Below are 16,468 nucleotides of genomic sequence, written 5' to 3' on the forward strand. Positions count from 1 at the left end.
AGATCCTCGATCTGGTTCATCTTCGTCTTCTTCTTCTCGAGGGCGCGCCGGGCCAGATCTTCCCGGTCCTGCTGGACGGCCGTTCGGGCCTGTTCGTTGTGTTTCTCGACGTTCTCCTCGAGGCGCTTCTTTTGCATCTCCAGGCGCTTCTTCTGGGTCGTCAGGTCGGCGATACCCCGTTTGACCTCCTGGAGCTGATCGCGCATCTGCTCGTAGGAGTAGTCGAGCGTCTCGGTCGGGTCCTCGGCCCGGTTGAGCACCGAGTTGATCTTCGAGCGGATGACGTAGGAGGTCCGAGAGAGGATGCCCATACGGCTACGTATGGTTCCCCGGCCTTAAAAACATCACATCGGCGACAGTCGAGCCGCATATCGCCGCCGTCGAACGGATGACGGCAGCGATTTTCGCCCTCGACGGCCGACCGTTCGGCCCGGGGCTTCCGACGGGTGAACTGCAGTAGCTACTATACCGTTCGGACACAACGGGCGACCGTGACCGACGTCCTCGTTCCCGGCGGTCGCGACGTCCGGGGTCGACTCGACGAACCCGACGAAGCGCCCGCGGGCGTCGTCGTTGCCTGCCCACCCCACCCCCAGCACGGCGGCTCCCGTAGCGATCAGCGACTGGTCGCAGTAAGCGAGACGCTTCGCGAGGCGGGGGTCGCCTGTCTGCGGTTCGACTACGGCGAGTGGGACGAGGGCCGCGGCGAGCGCGAGGACGTCCGGAACGCGGTCCGGTGGGCCGACGACCGGTACGACCGGGTCGGGCTCTTCGGCTACAGCTTCGGTGCCTCCCAGGCGCTGCTGGCAGCCGCCGACGTCGACCGACCGCTCGCAGGCGTGGCCGCGCTGGCACCGACCGAGTCGCTGGGACCGGAGCTCGACGCGACCGCCGCGCTGGCCCACGTCGACGCGCCGACGCTCGTGCTGTACGGCGAGCGGGATACGACCGTCAACTGGGGGCCGGTCGTTGAGCGGGTCCGCGAGCGAGGCGACGAGACCGTCGCGCTGCCGGCCGACCATTTCTTCCTCGGAACCCGCGAGGAGATCGCCAGGAACGTCCGGACGTTCTTCGCGGAGCGGCTCGGGACGGGCTAATCGACCCGAGAAACCACCGGTTACACCGGCGTAGTCTCGGCCTGATACGTTCGCGGCCTGGCCGCAGGTCGAGTGCTTGCCCCGTCGTCCGATTCCCGTCCCGCCATCGCCCGGATCCGCGTTACGCAGTGACATCCGTCGACGGCCGCGTCTTTCTCGAGCGCTTAACAATGGTTCCGGGACCGTTCGGATCGACCGACGTATCAATGAGATCGGAAACGTCTCGGGACCGTCACCCGTTCGGACGCGACGGCAGACGTCGTGACGGAGCCGTCCCGGGAAGGGAACGGTGGGGTGGTGTACCGTGAGCGAATCGACCGACCGACCGCTGCGAGTAGCCGAGTCGGGCGCTGCGGGATCGGCAGCCGACGAGGACGATCGCACCGTCGCGATCCACCAGCCCAACTACCTGCCCTGGCTGGGCTACTTCGAGAAGATCCGCCGGAGCGACGTCTTCGTCCTCCTCGACGACGCCGAGTACTCCTCGGACTCCTGGATCAACCGGAACAGGATCAAGACGCCACACGGATGGACGTGGCTCACCGTCCCGGTCCGGGGATCGAGCAGGCCGATCGAGGACGTCGAGATCGTCGACGATGGGTGGCGCGAGACCCACCGCAAGAGCCTGCAGGCGAGCTACGGCGGCGCGGCCCACTACGACGAGTTCGGGGCCTTCTTCGCGGCGACCTACGCGCGCTCCTGGGAGTCGCTGTGCGAGCTGAACGTCCACCTGGTTCGGCAGCTCGCCGATCGGCTCGAACTCGACTGCGAGTTCGTCCGCGCGTCGACGCTCGAGGTCGACGCGACGGGCAGCGAGCGGATCGTCCGGCTCTGCGAGGCACTCGCGGCCGATCGGTACTACTCGGGCGAGGGCGCCCGCTCGTACAACGACCCCGAGCTGTTCGAGGACGCGGGGATCGTCCTCGAGTACCAGTCGTTCGACCCGCCCCGGTACGACCAGCGGTTCGGCGAGTTCCTGCCGAACCTCTCGGTCGTCGACCCGCTGTTGAACGTCGGGGCCGAGCGGACGCGGGAGCTGTTGGGGGTGGGAAGCGACGATGGGTAGTGCCGACCTCGAGGGGTGGGCCGAGGACTTCAGCTACGACTACTACCGGGCGCTGATCGGAGCGGTCCGGACGAACTTCGAGCTGCGGACGCTCTCGGAGTACCGCCCGGACCGCTCGCCGGACGAGCCCGTCGCGTTCCTGCGTCACGACGTCGACGTCTGTCTCGAACGCGCGGTCGAACTGGCAGAACTCGAGTACGAGCTCGGGGTGGAGGCGACGTACATGATCCTGCCCGACTCGCCGCTGTACGACCTCGAGTACGAACGGGATCTGGTCCACCTCATCCACGAGTTCGGCCACGAGATCGCGCTGCACTGCGATCTCTCCGGCGCCGATCCCGCCGATCCCGGCGGCGAGAACGGGCTGGTACCCGCCGAGCGCCGTCGGATCGACGCCGCCAGACGATACCTGGCGGAGCTGGGGATCGACCCGGTGGCGTCCATCTCGTTTCATCGGCCCTCCGAGCGCGTCCTCAGGGGGCCCCGAATGATCGACGGGATGACCAATGCCTACAATCCCGACCTGCTGGCGGCGTACCTCTCGGACTCCAGCGGGCGGTGGCGGGAGGGGGACCCGCTCGAGTCGATCCTCGAGCGCGCCGGCGCCGACCGGCTGCAGGTGCTCACCCACCCGGTCTGGTGGGGCGAGCGCCACGCGCCGCCCCTCGAGCGGTTCGCCGCGGTCGCCGCGGAGCTCGACGCGATCGATACCCGAACGTACGAGGAGCTGGTCTCGATCTACCCGCCCTACGGCGAGCGGATCGACGCGGATCGCGTCCTCGCCTGAGACGCCGACGGAGGGCCCGTCCCGTCTTCGGCGCGGCCCGCGTCCGCGGCCGAAGCCCGAGCGGTCAGTCCCGGCCGTGTCGAGTCACGCACTTCGGGAGCCCGATCAGTTCGACGGGTTCCGAGTTGTCCGGCGAGTAGACGACCATCTGGCCTTTCTCCATGTAGGGCACCTTCGACTCGAGGTTCGAGGGGATGTTGACGCTCTTGATCGCGTCCTCGTCGCCCAGGTTGAGGACGACGGTGGTGTTGATCTGCTTGAAGACGGCGTCGTCGATGTCCTGGGGGTCCTGCGTGATGAGAAAGAGCCCGAGCCGCTCCTTGCGGCCCTGCTTTGCGGCCTCGGTGAACTTCGTGATGACCTTCCCGGCCTGGACGCTGTCGGCGTCAGTGAGAAAGTTGTGGGCCTCGTCCATCCCCAAGATTAGCGGCGTCTCCTTGATCCGCTCGTAGGTCGGATCGTTCGAGAGCTTCTGGTCGATCAGCAGCGAGGACAGCGCGAGGACGACCGTCTCGGTCGCTCGCGAGTCCGAGACGTGGTAGGTCGGGACGACGGTCAGTCCGCCGGGGCGGACGAACTCGTGGACGAGGTCGGTGATCGGGCGGGCGTCCTGATCGAAGACGTGGCCGAACCCGAGGACGCGACGGCGGACGGCGTCGAAGGTGGCCTCATGGACCCGCCCCGACTCGTCGAGTTCCTCGCGCAGGGCGGGATCGTCCAGAAACGAGGTGAACTGCTCGTAGCTGCCGTCGGCGCCGTACTGCTGGCGGAACCGGGGAAGAAGGACGCTCACGAGCGCGCCGTACTGGTTGTCGTTGAGCCCGCTGCCGGCGACGAGAAACGGGTTGTCGTGGACCATCGAGAACGGAATGGTGAACTCGACCTGCTCGGCGCGGTGGTGGCCCGCCGAGTAGCTGGCGTCGCCGACCTTCGGGACGAACGCCGTGGTGTCCGCGACGCCGCCGTGGGCGACACCCTCGCGCTCGAGACGGCGGGCGAACTCGTCGTCCAGCTCGGGGTTGTCGTCGTGCATCTGGGCGTACTCGTCCTGGGGGTCGAACTGGACGACGGCCGGCCCCACGGTGCGGCCGTCCTCCATCGGATACTGGCGCTCGTCGGCGAGATACTGCCGCAGGACGTTCTTCGCGGCGTGGGTCTTCCCCGAGCCGGTGCCGCCCGCGACCAGCGTGTGTCGGAAGACGAGCGGATCGCCCGCGGCGTAATCGTCCTTCAGTCGATAGTCGATCGTCGGCGGCGTCGCCGCCGTCCGCACCTTCTCGCCCCCGACCGAGAGGTGGCCGAGGAAGACGCCGTCCTCGGGCATCTTCAGCCCCGTCTTGATCTCGGTCGTGTCGTTTGCCTGCCGGACGACCGTCTGAGGTTTGGGGACGCGGTCGGTCATCCGACGCTTGAGTTCACCGCCCTCCTCGTAGAGGACGGCAACGGGTTCGAGCGAGGCGACGAACTTGTAGTCGGCCTCGTCGACGTCGTCCCGGCGCATCGCGCGGCGGGCGTGGATCTCCGTCGCGTCGTCGGCGTGGTACTGCTGGGCGTACTCGAGGCCGGTGATCCGACAGAACAGCGTCTCGCCATCGGGGTAGGGCGCGACCAGGTAGCTGCCGATCCGGACCGCCGAGCGGTTGCCGCTGGTGACGTAGGCCCGCAGCGACGTCTCCTCGGCGTCCTCGGCGATGCGCAGCCCCTGGGAGACACAGATCGTTCCGATGCCGACGTCCTCGCCACGGGGGGCAACACGCGTGGACTCGAACTCGTCTATGTCCTCGGTCGACGACGTGTTCGAGTCCGCCGGGTCGGCGGCGTCGAACTCGCTGAAATCACCCAGATCCGTCATATCACGCCCATGAGGGGCCGTCTACAAACGCGTTTCCCTCCGGGGCAAACAGCGGAGTCGGACGTGTCTCGGAGGGCGTTATCGGCCCGGGCCCCGTACCGTCCCGGTGCGGGGATCGAACTCGACGGCGCCGACGTCGGCCATCGCGGGGAGATGCACGTGGTGAAGCGCGATCCGCGCCTCCGACCGGTCAGCGAACGAGCCGACCTCGTGATCGAGGAGCTCCGCGGCAAGCGCCTCGATCGAGACTGGCCGGTCGAATTCCGAGAGAATTACGTACAGCCGCGTTCGAACCGGGTGGACGAGCGTTTCGAGCGTTCGCTCGTCGGCGCGATCGCCGTCCGCGAACAGCGCCGAGAGGTCGTCGACCGGCAGCGGTCGGTCGACGCTTCGAGAGACGGTCTCGCCGTCCCACTCGAGGATCCCGTAGTCGGACAACCGCGGCAGGTGGTTGTGGACGAGCCCGATCCGGATCGTCTCCCGGTCGGTTGCCTCCCGCGACGCGATCGCGTCGACGAGCTCCTCGAGGGTGGACGCGCCGTCCTCGAGAGCTGCAAGCAGATGGAGTCGTTCGGGATGGCGGAGTACGTCGTACCATTCCCGCGAAGCAGTTGCTGTCCCCCCTCGTGACCCATCACCGCTGATCTGTGCGTCCGAACTCATTAACGAAAGGCAGCACTGCTAGGGGAATAAACCCGGCCCCGAAACAGTTTGGGTTGAATTTCTTATACGTATTCGGTACGTTCGGAGAAGCAGCCGTTGACGGTTGGAAACGGCTAACCAGATGGGTAGCGTCGTTGCGAACGGGTCGGCGCTAGGTCACCCACAGCTCGGACGCGTGGAAGCGTTCGGTTCGGATATTTTTTGCGTCTCGGCGCCGTAGTTAGACACATGTTTATCGTACGCGGTCGTGCGGGCGGAACCGAACTCACCGGAACGGTGTACGAACGTGGGGAACGCCCCCCGACGTTCCGTGGCGCACCCGACGAGGACGCCGCGTACGTCTGGATCTGTGACGAGTTCTACGAGGTCGACAGCGGCGGCAGCGTCCAGATCATCGACGGCCGGGAGGTCAACCTCGCCTTCGAGTCGCCGATGCCCCGCGGGTTCGACACTCGCGAGCAGGCCCTCGAGGCGGCCAGAGAGCACGTCCGTACGCAGTTCGCCAGGATCGGCGTCGACCGCCACGCCGTCGAGATCGAGATCGAACAGGAGCCGTAGCGCCAGTGGATCCGTAGCTTGTGGACTCGTGCGTCTGCTACGTACTGTTTTCTGGAAACGGGGGACACGCCTGCATGGCTTGCCTGATATGATAGTCCTTTTCGGAGGGATCGTCACATCGTAACGCCGTTTCGAGATTGGCAGTACACGTTTCTCGCAAACCGAGCATGGTGTCTCTCATCGAAGTACCCAGTTCTCGCCCGGAAACCATCTCGGGAGTTAACCGATAGAGTCTGCAAGAGAGCTCCGCTGTGGGGGTGTCCGGACTGACGTTTAGCGTTGGAATCGTCGCGTTCTCTGCGATAACAGCCATCGCATCGGTTTCCTCGTCTTCTGGCACGGGGTCGAGTTTCCCTCTTACGATGACGCTTTTCGTCGGACGTTCGGTATAGACAGTGAACGTGGCAATGTCGGTCGTTTCGATAAACGCTACCTTCGTACTGTCTGCCGTACAGACGAGTTGAAAGTACAGCGAACTCCCATCGTAGCCGAATGATTGCGGGATAGCGTACGTTTCTGTCCCATCAGTTAACGACAGCACACCCGAATTTGCGTTGCGGAGCAACTCGGCGGTCTCGCTCTCTGTCAGCTCGCTGGTAGCCATATCTAACAGTTCCCTCTCCGAGAATATACCACTGAGGAGAATTATTGGAGAATGGGAACAACAATTCGTATTGAAGGCTGCTCTAGCAGCGGTCGAAAGAAGATAAGCAACCCGGCCAGACGATAGCGCACGAATCTCGAAGACGATCTGTTGTCTGATTACAGATACTACAGGAGAAAGCCCACGGCTTTAGCCGTGGGATGAATCCGTCACTGACGCTACCCGTGCCTGCAACTCCCCCTATCCGTCCAGTAATCGAAATCGACTGCTCCGAAACGGCTCGTCGTCGGTGCCTCCTAAAGGTGTTATTTCGCTCGACCACCGAGGATGTGTATGCAGTGGTGTGACCAGCCGACGGGATCGCTCGGGAGCGAGGACGGACGGTTCCGGACCCGACGCCGGAGGGAAAAAGCGTGACCGACGACCGTCTCCCGGCCGAACATCTCTCGCCGCTTGCCACGCTCGTCGACCGCGTCCTCGCGGGCGTCGGCTACGAGGTGGCGACCGCCACCGACGCCGTCGACGACGCCGTCCCCGGCTACGGCGGACTGTTCGACCCCGCGACCACCCGGGACGAGTTGCGTTCCGCACTCGAGGAGCTGCTGGCGTCGGATCTCTCCCGGCCGCCCGCTCCCGAGCCCACGGGCGACGCTTTCGTCCTCTACGTCGACGGCAGTTCGCGCGGCAACCCTGGCCCCGCAGGTGCTGGTGCCGTCATCATGGACGCTGCGGAGGACCAACTTGCCCGTCTCGGCCGTCCCGTCGGCTCCCGGACGGGGAACAACACCGCCGAGTACGTCGCCCTCCAGCTCGGGCTCTCCGAACTGCTGGCCCGCTACGAGCCACGCAGGCTGGAGGTACGCATCGATTCGAGGACGGTCATCCGAGACGTCTGGGGTGGCGAGGACCCGACGGAGCCGGGCGTCGAGGTCTACAGCGAGGCCGTCGCAACGGCGCTGTCGAGCGTCCCGGACCACCGGTACACGCACCTGGCCGACAGCGACCCGAACCCCGCCGACGCGCTGGCGACGGTGGGGGCCGATATCGCGGCGTTCGGGCCGGGGTAGCAACCGATGGACTCGATTGCCGTTCCGTTACTCCTCGTTTGGCGGAGCGATTTCGTTATGCAAAACGTCGTGTGAAACTCGTGCTACGTACAGATGTGTATGGAACGGAGCGGGTCGGAGAAGCGTACGCCGAGCGAAGCGAGGCGTTTCACCGACGGCGAGCCCGACGGGCGAGCTGTCGGCCTTTTTTCATCGAAGTTTTTTGCCGGGGGTTGAGGCTGACGCCTTCGGCGTCAGCCGATGCCCTCGGTAAAAAAGTTCGCTGTACGTAACGATCCAACGACTCAGATTCACGACCCAAACTGGATACCGAAACCGGACTACCAACTGCTGTTAGGCGTCCTCGATCCAGCGGTGCTCGTCGTAACTGCGGTCCTGACTCGTCTCGAATCGGCCCTCGAGGGTCTCGCGGAGCGAGCGCTTCTCGGGGGCGCTGATCCGGGCGAGTTCGTCGGCCTTGCCGACGATCGTGGGTGGACCGTGGGCGACCGCGACGTCCTGGAGCAGCTGCCGGGTGAGCCGCTCGCGGGTCTCCGGGTCGCGGGTAACGGCGTAGGGAGCCTCGACCCGGTACAGCAGGTCGTCACGGGGGTCGTAGACGACAAAGAAGGTGACCTCGTAGGCCTCGCGGGGGAGCTCGCGGTCGATTCCGAGCGCGTCGCCCTCCGCGGAGAGGGGGCGATCGACCCCGGCCCGCGAGCGAAACCAGTTCGTGTAGGTCAACGCCGAGGTGTCTCGCACCCAGCGTTCGCCGTCGACGTCCTCGACGTACTCGCCGCGCTCGAGCAGCCGGGTGAACATCGCGGCGTCGTTCGTCCAGGGGGCGCTCGCGTCGGTCGTCCCCCGCACCGCCCGGGTGATCGCCTTCGTCGCCGGGTTCTTGACGAACCCGACGAGAGGAACCTCGCGCTCGACGAACCGTTCGACCAGCCGGACGTAGTTTTCCAGCACCGTGGTCGGTCGCGGGTCCTCGAGCAGGAAGTCGGCGAGGTCGGGGTGCTGGTCGGCCCAGCGAAGCAGACCGCGCGGGTACAGCGGCCCGTCGAGGACGAGCAGATCCGAGACCTTGTCGGCGTGCTCGTGAGCGTGTTCGCTCTCGGCGAGATAGAGCGCCAGCGCGTGGACGACCCCCTCGGCGAACCGATCGAGCCGGCCGATCTGGATCACCCGTCGCTTGCTCGTCCCCTCGTCGAAGCGGTCCCAGTCGTCGTTCTCGACGCGGGCGGTCGCGTCGCTCGAGTGGACCGTCATCACGGCGGTCCGCGAGCGGTGGAGCTCGAGATCACTGGGGGTCGCGCTCATCGCCGCCTGGGCGACGTCGATGACGAGGCCGTTCTTGAACGTCGTCGGGTTGATCGTCCCCGCGTCGAGGCCGTGCTCGGTCGGGAACGGCGGATCGATCAGGGCGACGTCCTCGCAGTCGACCAGCCGTCGGGACTGCTCGTCGATCGGCTCGAGGACGACCCGTCCATCCTGGCGGAGCGGGTCGAGAAACTGTTCCCAGACGGTTTCGGCGAACGCGCGGCGGTCGCGCTCGTCGGCGCCGTGGTCGATCCGTCCCGCGAGCTGAGCGATGCCGTCGAAGTGGACGGGATCGAGGGTCATGCCAGTGGCGTTCCGCCCCACTGTCAAATATCCCGCGGTCGGCACCGCGACGTTGGCCGACAGCGACAGCTAGTTACGCCAGGCGGCGCAGCCCTCGGGTATGGACGCTGCGCTGATCATCCTCGATGGCTGGGGGCTCGGCGACGACACCGGACGCGACGCAGTGAAAGCGGCGGAGACGCCGGCGTTCGACCGCCTCTCGGCGGCGGGCGCCAGCGGCCGCCTCGAGGTCGCGGGCCGACGGGTCGGCCTGCCGGACGGCCAGATGGGCAACAGCGAGGTCGGCCACCTGAACATCGGCGCCGGGCGGGTCGTCTACCAGGAGTACACCCGCGTCTCGGATTCGATCGCCGACGGCTCGTTCCGCGAGAACGCCGCGATCGAGGACGCCTTCGAGAACGCCCGCGAGAACGATGGGCGCGTTCACTTCGTCGGGCTTGTCAGCGACGGCGGGGTCCACGCCGACCACGAGCACCTCCACTCGCTGATCGAGCTGGCCGGCGACCGCGAGGTCGAGGCCGTTACCCACGCGATCACCGACGGTCGCGACACCTCCCCGACCGGGGGCCGAGAGTACCTCGCGACCCTCGAGGACGTCGTCGACGAACATGGCACCGGCGACGTGGCGACCGTCACGGGCCGGTACTACGCGATGGACCGAGACCAGAACTGGGAGCGCACGAAGCGGGCCTACGACGCGATCGTCGAGCGCGAGGCCGACTTCGCGGCCGACTCGGCCGTCGAGGCCGTCGAGGAGTCCTACGACCGGGGCGAGACCGACGAGTTCGTCGAGCCCACGGTGATAACGGGCCAGCCTGCACTCGATGACGGCGACTCGGTCGTCTGGTTCAACTTCCGGTCCGACCGGGCGCGCCAGCTCACGCGGATGCTCGCGGACATCCGAAGCGAGGACTGGACCGACGAGTTCCAGACCAGTCCGCCCGACGCCGAGGTCGTCATGCTGACCCAGTATGACAAGACCTTCGACCTCCCCGTCGCCTACCCGCCGAACCAGCCCGAGAACGTGCTGGGCGAGGTGCTGGCCGACGCCGGGCGGAGCCAGCTTCGGATCGCCGAGTCCGAGAAGTACGCCCACGTCACCTACTTCCTCAACGGCGGCCGCGAGGTCGAGTTCGACGGCGAGATCCGCAAGATCGTCGAGAGTCCGGACGTTCCAACCTACGACCGCCAGCCCGAGATGAGCGCGCCCGCGGTGACCGACACGGCGATCGGGGCGATCGAAGGCGAGGGGCGAGCGAAGCGAGCGCCTCGAGAAAGCGAGCGGGGAGGAACGACCCGCGAGCAGTCCGACGATCCGGACGTCCTCGTGCTCAACTACGCCAACCCCGACATGGTCGGCCACACGGGCGACTACGAGGCCGCGATCGAGGCCGTCGAAGCCGTCGACACCCAGCTGGGTCGGCTCGTCGACGCCCTCGAGGACGCTGGCGCCCACGTCCTCATCACCGCCGACCACGGCAACGCCGACGATATGGGGACCGAGGAGGACCCCCACACCGCCCACACCTACAACGAGGTGCCGTTCGTCTACGTCGCCCCCGACGGCACCGGGGACGGACGGACGGTTCGGCCGGCCGGCACCCTCGCCGACATCGCGCCGACGATCCTCGAACTGATCGGGCTCGATCAGCCCCCCGAGATGACCGGCGAGCCGCTGCTCGAGTAGTCCACTGTCCCCCTACGAGCCGTTCGCGTCCGTTGATTTCCCGAACATAATCGACTGGTGACTTTATTAGCTACGGGGCAGAGGTCACAGCCATGAGCGACGAGCAGGACGACCACCGATTCGCGACCGACAGCGTTCACGCGGGTCAGGAATCCGACCCGACCACGGGCGCGCGAGCGCCGCCGCTCTACCAGACCACCTCCTACGAGTTCGAGGACACCGACCACGCCGCCGCGCTGTTCGGGCTCGAGGAGGTCGGCAACATCTACTCGCGGATCATGAACCCGACCAACGCGATGCTCGAGGAGCGGATCGCGACGCTAGAGGGCGGCGCCGGCGCGCTCGCGACGTCCTCGGGGATGGCCGCGTTCGATCTGGCGACGTTTATCCTCGCGGACGTCGGGGACAACATCGTCTCCGCGTCGTCGCTGTACGGCGGCACCTACACCTACCTCACACACACCGTCGCGAAACGCGGTATCGAGACGAAGTTCGTCGACACGCTCGATTACGACGCCTACGCCGAGGCGATCGACGACGACACCGCCTTCGTCCACCTCGAGACGATCGGCAACCCCGCGCTCGTGACCCCGGATATCGAGCGCATCGCGGATATCGCCCACGAGCACGACGTCCCGCTGTTCGTCGACAACACCTTCGCGACGCCGTATCTGTGTCGCCCGCTCGAGCATGGCGCCGACCTCGTCTGGAACTCCACGACCAAGTGGCTCCACGGCGCGGGCTCGACGGTGGGGGGCGTCCTCGTCGACGGCGGTTCGTTTCCGTGGCCGGAGGGCGACTACCCCGAGATCACCGAGCCAAACCCCGCCTACCACGGAATCAACTTCTCCGAGACGTTCGGCGAAGGGGCATTCGCGGCCGTCGCCCGCACCCGGGGACTACGGGACCTGGGCAACCAGCAGTCGCCGTTCGACGCCTGGGTGACCCTCCAGAAACTCGAGTCGTTGCCCCTTCGGATGGAGAAACACTGCGAGAACGCGATGGCCGTCGCGGAGTATCTCGATGGTCACCCCGAGGTCGACTGGGTTACGTATCCGGGACTCGAGAGCCACGAGACCCACGACAACGCAAGCGAGTACCTCGAGGGCGGGTACGGCGGGATAATCACCTTCGGGCTCGAGGGCGGGTACGACGCAGCCGAGACCGTCTGTAACGAGGTCGAGCTGACGAGCCTGCTGGCGAACGTCGGCGACGCGAAGACCCTGATCATCCACCCCGGGAGCACGACCCATCAGCAGCTCTCCGAGGAGGAGAAACTCGCCAGCGGCGTCACTGACGACCTCGTTCGCATCTCGGTCGGGATCGAGGACGTCGAGGACGTGATCGCCGATCTGGACCGGGCGATCGAGTCGGTCTGACGACGATGGGGACGCGGCCGCGACGCAATATTTATCCTCCGCCCTGAACAACCGTTCGGTCAGTACCGTTCCGACCGACGCCCTCCCGAGAGCTACTCACGTGACTGACACACTGGAACCACCCGTCGTCGAACGCGGAGCCGCGTGCGCCCGTCGACCGGCGATGGATCGACGAGAACTGCCATGAGACGGACGATAACGCGGCGACGAACGACGATCGAGAGCGCGCTCCGGACCCACCTGCCCGAGGCGTTCGATCGATCGCCCGAGGAGTTGCTGGAGCTGGACCGTCCGCGACTCCAGGGTCAGGTCTTTCTGGCGCTGGTCGACGGGTTCGGCCACGACCGACCGCTCGAGGACGTCGTCCCGATCGCGGCCGCGCTGGAGCTGGTCTCCCTGCAGCGCCGTCTCCACCGGGTCGCGGTCGACCAGTCTCGTCGGACCGGCGACCATCCCACGGACGACGTGCTGGTCGGCGACCTCCTCGAGTCGAAGGCATTCGAACTGACCACCGGGTTCGACGCCGAACCGGAGCTGGTCGAGCGCTGTTTTGCCGTCCTCGTCGAGGCGACCCGGTCGACCCAGGAGGGGGAGTGGGTGCTTACGGCCCCGAAAGCGGAATCCGAGACGCCCGATCGCGTCGACGATCGACGCCTCGGTGCGGTGACCGGCTGTGCGGCCGAGATAGCGGCGCTAATCGCCGATATCGATTCGCACCGGGAGCTGGCCAGGAAAGCGAGTGCGCTCGGCGTTCGCGTGCGGCGATACCGCGACGACGGCCGACTCCCGGCCGACCGGGAGCGGTTTCCCGCGGATCGGTCCGCGTGGATCGAGCCGATCCTCGAGTCGTGTCCGCCGACCGCCCGAGCGCCGGTTCGCGACCAGCTGTCGGCGATACTCGCAGAGAGCCTCGATCGGGAGCCGACTGATCCGATCGCGTAGCTGTCCGGCACCGCTGGTTCGTCGTCGTTCCGCCGACTGACTGAACGTTCAGTTTAAGCGTGTGCGGCACGAAGAAACACTCGTCCCATGAGCAACCAACGGATCTCCCTGTCGGACGACCTCCGGAACGCACACGAGCAATCGCGGTTCCACGTCTGGAACGGGATCGGCGCGGCGATCATCTCGCTGTTCGTGCCGATCTTCGGTCCGCTGGCGGCCTACAGTGGGTACAACCTCGTCCAGTTGATGGAACGGCAGTGGTTCGGCGTTCTGCTTGGCGTGTTCGGTGTCGTCAACTTCGCTCTGTGGATCGTCGCCGTCCTGTTTCTGCTCTGAGTCCCGGAGCCGTCCGAGGACGAACTGTCGGTCCGGCGTCGGTTTTGGATCGCCGTTATCAGTTCGTCCGCTCGGCCGTCCCGATCACTCGGCCTCGAGCAGCCACCGCTCGATTCGGTCGTAAAGCGTGGCCCTGTTGCGTTCGATGAGCGACCGATCCTCGAGCGCGACGCCACGCTCCATGATCCCGTAGCTCGTCGAAAAGAGGAGTTCGGCCTCCCGCTCGGGATCGACGTCGACGAACCGTCCCTCCTCGACGCCCCGGCGGATCGTCTCGGTCAGGGCCTCGAGGACGATCTCGTCGGAGCGCTTGATCTGTTCGTGGTAGGACTGGTTGTGGGGTGCCTGCGAGCGGATCTCGAAGAAGGCCCGCCGGAATCGGAGCGCCTCGTTGTCCATCTCGGCGGGGAGCAGTCGATCGATCAGCGCCAGCAGCTGCTCGTAGGGATCGTCCGGGGCGTCCTCAACGAGCGTCGCTTCGAGGTGTTCACAGAGGTGGGCGAAAAAGTCGTTCAGAATCTCTTCTTTGCTCTCGTAGTGGTAGTACAGCAGGGACTTGCTCTTCTCGAACTCCGCGGCGATCTCGGACATCGTCGTCTCCGGATACCCGTTTCGTGACAGCGCCCGATACACCGCGTCCATGATCGCCGCAGTCGTCTCGTCGAGATCTTCGCCGAGCGTCATCGACCGTTTCCCACCGGAGGTTCCGCCCATAGCGAACGAATCGTCGATGACCCATAAATACTTCAGGATCTCTCGACTGCGCTCGCAAGCGGTACGGCGGCTCCGTCACCCCTTCGGTATCGAGCTCGGCGTGACTCTCACCGAAACGACGATAATTGTTAACACCGGTGTAGCGCCAAGCCCAGTCTATGTCGAACGCCGCCGCGGTGCTTACCCGGTTGCGGTCGGCCTCGTCGCTGGCCGTGGTCTGTCACGATGATCCGGATCCGGACTCGCTGGCGTCGGCGATCGCACTCGAGTCACTCGCAAGGACGTGTGGCGTCGAGACCGTCGACATCCTGTACGGGGGGTCGATCGTCCACCAGCAGAACCGCGCCTTCGTCGACCTGTTCGACGTCACGCCCCGTCGCTACAGCGACGCGAGGCTCGAGGCCAACGAGCTCGTCGCGTTCGTCGACCACTCGGTGCCCGGCGAACACAACCAGGTTCCACGGGGGACGCCGATCGATATCGTGATCGATCACCACCCCTCGGAACGGACGGTTCCGAGCGACGTGATCGACGTTCGTGAGTCCTACGGGGCGACTGCAACGATCCTCGCGGAGTACTTCCTCGAGTCAGAGCTCGAACTCACGCCCCGGATCGCCTCGGCGCTGTTGTTCGGGCTTCACCGCGAACGGCTCGATTTCTACCGCCAGCCGACCGACCGGGAGTACGCGGCTGCGGCCGCCCTCCACGAGCGTACGGACCCCGAGCGGCTTCGCGAGCTGTACGGCGTTTCCTTCCTGCCCGGCAGCGTCGACGCGTTCGGCGACGTGATCCACAACCGGATCCGTCAGGGTTCGTGTCTGGTCTCCTGTATCGGTCGCCTGGAAAACAGGGTCGCGCTCGCACAGGGAGCCGACTTCCTCCTCAACATCGACGGCGTCGACACCGTCCTGGTCGGCGGCGTGATCCGGGACGAGGTCCATCTGAGCGGTCGGACCACCAGACCGGATCTCGACCTCGGCGAGTCGTTCGGTCGACTGTTCGGCGATCGGGGCTCCGTCGGCGGCCACGACGATATGGCCGGCGGACAGCTCCCCCTCGAGGACGTCGCCGGCACGACCGACGCCGAGGACGTCCTCGTCGAGCGACTCCGGGACCGAGTCGGCCGTCGGTTCCTCGATGCGGTCGCAGGCGACGCCGCCGAACCGGACGCCTGATTCGTCAGGCGTGTCGTCTGGAGGCGAGAAACCACACACTACAGTGACGACGACCGCCCGGGATGGGACTCAGCGCTCGCGCGCGCTCGCGGCGTCCCGATCCTCACCCTGCGGGTCGGGCTCGTCCCCGTCGGGGTCGCGGCGGTCAAGGCCGATCGGCAGGCCGAGCCCGTCGCTTCCGTCCGTGCCGAGCAGGCGAGCGAACCGTCGTCGGTCCGCGGCGTGTCTGTCGAGACTCATGCCGTTCGAAGACGGGAGCGTCCCCGATAGTAATGCGGCCCGTTTTCGAGGAAATATCGGACTTCGTCGCGAAACGAACCGTCCGGTCCACGCGAAGCGCAACACCCTTTCGGCGCAGGCCCGTCTACGACGGTAATGAGCGAGCTTCCCCGGTCCGTCGAGCGCGAGCTCGAGGACCACGACGCCTTCGCCGAGCGCGAGAACGGCTACGAGCTGACGACGACGGTGTTCGAGACGACGGTGACCGCGACCGACGCGGACGGCAAACGCGACGGTCGGTTCCGTGTCGTCGTCTCGCTGCCCGGCCTGGACGCCGCGGTCGCCGACGAAACGGTCGCTCCCGTCGTCGAGGACGGCTGGTTCGAGACTCTCGAACGACGCCTCGCGGACACGTTCACCGTCGCCCACACGAGCACCCACGAGGAGCCGACCGTCGAGCGCGACGGCGAGACGGTGCGTGTCACCCTCGAGTACGTCGCCTGGGACGCCGGCGAGGGCGTCGCGGACGCCAAGGCGCTCATCGAGTACGTCGAGGGAACGTACGCCCAGGGGTTGATCCCCGGCTACGAGTACCGCGGTCCGGCCGCGACGCTGCTCGAGAACGCCCAGGGCCGCGGCCAGGAGGCCGCGGAGGGTGGCGGCGAGAGCGGCGGGATGCCGATGTAGCGACGACGACACGCGAGCGCCACAGAAGAG

Annotated in this window: 18 protein-coding genes (1 of these 18 running past the window's edge); 11 read left to right on the forward strand and 7 right to left on the reverse strand. The window is 66.4% G+C overall.

Annotated features, from left to right (window positions below):
• Positions 1–311 carry the beginning of a PspA/IM30 family protein gene (locus NATOC_RS02075; RefSeq protein WP_015319756.1) on the reverse strand. 517 nt of this gene lie to the left of the window's left edge, so the window shows 311 of its 828 coding nt (coding positions 1–311); its start codon is at positions 309–311; its stop codon lies off the left edge, out of view.
• Between the two features lie 180 nt (positions 312–491).
• On the opposite strand from NATOC_RS02075, the gene NATOC_RS02080 reads away from it, so the two are divergent.
• From NATOC_RS02080 to NATOC_RS02090, 3 genes are all read left to right on the forward strand, one after another.
• Entirely contained in the window at positions 492–1,097 is a 606-nt protein-coding gene (locus NATOC_RS02080; RefSeq protein WP_015319757.1) for an alpha/beta hydrolase, read from the forward strand.
• Between the two features lie 304 nt (positions 1,098–1,401).
• Positions 1,402–2,163 (forward strand): WbqC family protein, encoded by a 762-nt coding sequence (locus NATOC_RS02085; RefSeq protein WP_157224579.1) that lies wholly within the window; start codon positions 1,402–1,404, stop codon positions 2,161–2,163.
• A complete protein-coding gene (locus NATOC_RS02090) occupies positions 2,156–2,950 on the forward strand; it encodes a polysaccharide deacetylase family protein (protein ID WP_015319759.1) in 795 nt (264 codons plus the stop codon). The genes NATOC_RS02085 and NATOC_RS02090 overlap by 8 nt, the downstream gene beginning before the upstream one ends.
• Positions 2,951–3,014: 64 nt before the next feature.
• Here the strand turns inward: NATOC_RS02090 and NATOC_RS02095 are convergent, their stop codons facing one another.
• Both NATOC_RS02095 and NATOC_RS02100 read right to left on the reverse strand, forming a co-directional pair.
• The gene (locus NATOC_RS02095; protein ID WP_015319760.1) at positions 3,015–4,802 is read right to left on the reverse strand and encodes an ATP-binding protein; all 1,788 of its coding nucleotides are present in this window, start codon (positions 4,800–4,802) and stop codon (positions 3,015–3,017) included.
• Positions 4,803–4,880: 78 nt separating this feature from the next.
• A complete protein-coding gene (locus NATOC_RS02100) occupies positions 4,881–5,465 on the reverse strand; it encodes a DUF7344 domain-containing protein (protein ID WP_015319761.1) in 585 nt (194 codons plus the stop codon).
• Positions 5,466–5,693: 228 nt separating this feature from the next.
• Between NATOC_RS02100 and NATOC_RS02105 the strand changes: the two genes are divergently transcribed.
• The gene (locus NATOC_RS02105) at positions 5,694–6,023 is read left to right on the forward strand and encodes a DUF7113 family protein (RefSeq protein WP_015319762.1); all 330 of its coding nucleotides are present in this window, start codon (positions 5,694–5,696) and stop codon (positions 6,021–6,023) included.
• Between the two features lie 37 nt (positions 6,024–6,060).
• On the opposite strand, the gene NATOC_RS02110 is transcribed toward NATOC_RS02105, so the two are convergent.
• The gene (locus NATOC_RS02110; RefSeq protein ID WP_015319763.1) at positions 6,061–6,627 is read right to left on the reverse strand and encodes a pyridoxamine 5'-phosphate oxidase family protein; all 567 of its coding nucleotides are present in this window, start codon (positions 6,625–6,627) and stop codon (positions 6,061–6,063) included.
• A 413-nt stretch (positions 6,628–7,040) separates the two neighbouring features.
• Between NATOC_RS02110 and NATOC_RS02115 the strand changes: the two genes are divergently transcribed.
• A complete protein-coding gene (locus tag NATOC_RS02115; RefSeq protein ID WP_015319764.1) occupies positions 7,041–7,694 on the forward strand; it encodes a ribonuclease HI family protein in 654 nt (217 codons plus the stop codon).
• A gap of 333 nt (positions 7,695–8,027) precedes the next feature.
• Here the strand turns inward: NATOC_RS02115 and NATOC_RS02120 are convergent, their stop codons facing one another.
• A complete protein-coding gene (locus NATOC_RS02120) occupies positions 8,028–9,299 on the reverse strand; it encodes a DNA double-strand break repair nuclease NurA (protein WP_015319765.1) in 1,272 nt (423 codons plus the stop codon).
• A 100-nt stretch (positions 9,300–9,399) separates the two neighbouring features.
• Between NATOC_RS02120 and gpmI the strand changes: the two genes are divergently transcribed.
• The 4 genes from gpmI (at position 9,400) to NATOC_RS02140 (ending at position 13,643) form a co-directional block, all read left to right on the forward strand.
• The gene (gene gpmI / locus NATOC_RS02125) at positions 9,400–10,986 is read left to right on the forward strand and encodes a 2,3-bisphosphoglycerate-independent phosphoglycerate mutase (RefSeq protein WP_015319766.1); all 1,587 of its coding nucleotides are present in this window, start codon (positions 9,400–9,402) and stop codon (positions 10,984–10,986) included.
• Positions 10,987–11,078: 92 nt separating this feature from the next.
• The gene (locus NATOC_RS02130; protein ID WP_015319767.1) at positions 11,079–12,365 is read left to right on the forward strand and encodes an O-acetylhomoserine aminocarboxypropyltransferase/cysteine synthase family protein; all 1,287 of its coding nucleotides are present in this window, start codon (positions 11,079–11,081) and stop codon (positions 12,363–12,365) included.
• Between the two features lie 183 nt (positions 12,366–12,548).
• On the forward strand, positions 12,549–13,307 hold the full coding sequence (locus NATOC_RS02135; protein WP_049888623.1) for a polyprenyl synthetase family protein: 759 nt from the start codon (positions 12,549–12,551) through the stop codon (positions 13,305–13,307).
• An 87-nt stretch (positions 13,308–13,394) separates the two neighbouring features.
• The gene (locus NATOC_RS02140) at positions 13,395–13,643 is read left to right on the forward strand and encodes a hypothetical protein (RefSeq protein ID WP_015319768.1); all 249 of its coding nucleotides are present in this window, start codon (positions 13,395–13,397) and stop codon (positions 13,641–13,643) included.
• A gap of 84 nt (positions 13,644–13,727) precedes the next feature.
• On the opposite strand, the gene NATOC_RS02145 is transcribed toward NATOC_RS02140, so the two are convergent.
• Positions 13,728–14,357 carry a TetR/AcrR family transcriptional regulator gene (locus NATOC_RS02145; RefSeq protein ID WP_015319769.1) on the reverse strand — a complete coding sequence of 210 codons (630 nt, stop codon included), beginning with the start codon at positions 14,355–14,357 and terminating at the stop codon, positions 13,728–13,730.
• Positions 14,358–14,515: 158 nt separating this feature from the next.
• On the opposite strand from NATOC_RS02145, the gene NATOC_RS02150 reads away from it, so the two are divergent.
• Positions 14,516–15,532 (forward strand): DHH family phosphoesterase, encoded by a 1,017-nt coding sequence (locus tag NATOC_RS02150; protein ID WP_015319770.1) that lies wholly within the window; start codon positions 14,516–14,518, stop codon positions 15,530–15,532.
• A gap of 69 nt (positions 15,533–15,601) precedes the next feature.
• On the opposite strand, the gene NATOC_RS22170 is transcribed toward NATOC_RS02150, so the two are convergent.
• Positions 15,602–15,772 carry a hypothetical protein gene (locus tag NATOC_RS22170; protein ID WP_015319771.1) on the reverse strand — a complete coding sequence of 57 codons (171 nt, stop codon included), beginning with the start codon at positions 15,770–15,772 and terminating at the stop codon, positions 15,602–15,604.
• 135 nt (positions 15,773–15,907) lie between these two features.
• On the opposite strand from NATOC_RS22170, the gene NATOC_RS02155 reads away from it, so the two are divergent.
• Positions 15,908–16,438 (forward strand): DUF5813 family protein, encoded by a 531-nt coding sequence (locus NATOC_RS02155; RefSeq protein ID WP_015319772.1) that lies wholly within the window; start codon positions 15,908–15,910, stop codon positions 16,436–16,438.
• Positions 16,439–16,468 lie beyond the last annotated feature (30 nt).

It is taken from the genome of Natronococcus occultus SP4, assembly GCF_000328685.1.
Lineage (GTDB): Archaea > Halobacteriota > Halobacteria > Halobacteriales > Natrialbaceae > Natronococcus > Natronococcus occultus.